The sequence below is a fragment of the Natrinema soli genome, assembly GCF_028618695.1.
In genome coordinates, this window is record NZ_JAQIVI010000346.1 from 1 (window position 1) to 1,623 (window position 1,623).

Below are 1,623 nucleotides of genomic sequence, written 5' to 3' on the forward strand. Positions count from 1 at the left end.
TGCGGCCGCCGAGCCGGACGCCGCGGAGCCGGCCGCCGCCGACGATGAGGACGAGGTCGACGCCGACGCCGTCTTCGATTCCGAGTAGCTCAGCTCCGTCCCGTCTGCCGTCTCGTCGGACTCGTCGCTCCGCCAGACGTCGGGTGAAGGGAGGCCGCTGGTCCGTTTCGCGACGTAGTCCTCGTGACCGAGCCGATCGTAGGCCTGGCGCTCGACCGGATCGCCGAGAATATCGTAGGCCGTCTTGACCGCGGTGAACTGGGCGCGCGCGCGGTCGTCGTCGTTCAGATCGGGGTGGTAGACCCGGACCTGTTCGCGGTATGCGTCCTTGATCTCGTCCTGGGAGGCGTCGGGAGAGATCTCGAGAAGGTCATAAAAATCATCTGTCATGAGTGCGTGGAGATGGTATCGTCTGTGAGTGGGATTGTGGGGGAGGGGTTATAATTTCAGTGTTCTTTCCGGTTTCCGTCCGAATCATCCTCACTCGAGCAACGTGGGTATTTCGGCCGTCACCGCGAGAGACGGCTCACGAGAAATCCGCGAGCGACGATTGCCCGGCTGACGGCTCATCGCCGGTTGGCTTCGTTTCCGAGTCAGGGTCCGACTCGGACGACGCGTCGGCCTCGAACCCGTCTCCGCTCCGCTCCCAGCTCTCGAGGCTGGCCTGATCGGCGGCGACGAACTCGAGGTTGGCCACCCGGACGCCGAGTTTACGCACGGGGTCGAACTCGAACTCGGTGAACAGGTCTCGAGCGATGCGGTCGACGAGTTCCGGATCGTCGATCGGCCCGGAAAGGGATCGTTCACGCGTGTTGACGTCGTAGGGCGGCGTGACGGCCTTGACGCCGATGGTCCGGTACAGCGCCCCTTCCCGTTGTGCGCGATCCGCGACGGCAGCCGCGAGGGTTTCGATCAGTTCGTACTTCGGATCGGGTGCTTCGACGGGCTCGGCGAACGCGGATTCCCGAGAGAAGCTCTTGGGGTCGCCTTTCGGCTCGACCCGGCGATCGTCCTCCCCGCGGGCACGATCGTACAGTTCCCGACCGCGCTCGCCGAATCGTTCGACCAGCGGCTCCGGATCGGTCGCGGCGACGTCGCCCGCCGTCTCGAGGCCCATCTCCCGAAGCTCGCGCGCGGTTACGGGGCCGACGCCGTGGAGCAAATCGACCTCGAGTGGTGCGAGGAACCCCCGGATTTCGCCGGGTTCGACGACCGTGAGCCCGTCCGGCTTGTCGAAATCGCTGGCGATCTTGGCGGTGCTCATCGTCGGTGCGACGCCGACGCTGACGGTGACGCCGACCTCCCGGCGGATGCGGTCTCTGATGTGGCGGGCGAAGCCGTCCGCGACCTCCCAGGCGGTGCGTTCGGTCACGTCGAGGTATGCCTCGTCGATGCTGACCTCGCGGACTGTGTCGGCGCAATCGTGGAGGATCTCCCGGACCTCGCTTGCGACCGACTCGTAGTAGTCCATGTCGACGGGCCGGTAGTAGCCGGTCTCCTCGCGCTCGATGTCGTCGTCCGTTTCGCCGGCCTCGTCGGCCGCGCGTCTGGGGAGGCGCTCGAGAGCCGTCGAGATGGCCTGCGCGCTCTCGACGCCGAACTCGCGGGCCTCGTAGCTCGCGG

General features: G+C 66.5%; 2 protein-coding genes. Both read right to left on the reverse strand.

Annotated features, from left to right (window positions below; all coding sequences use genetic code 11):
- Nucleotides 1-390, reverse strand: a 390-nt coding sequence (locus PGX04_RS19990; protein WP_273740120.1) for a DnaJ domain-containing protein, incomplete at its 3' end; no start/stop codon positions are given.
- Between the two features lie 136 nt (nucleotides 391-526).
- The coding region (locus PGX04_RS19995; RefSeq protein WP_273740121.1) for a DNA polymerase Y family protein at nucleotides 527-1,623 on the reverse strand (1,097 nt) is incomplete at its 5' end.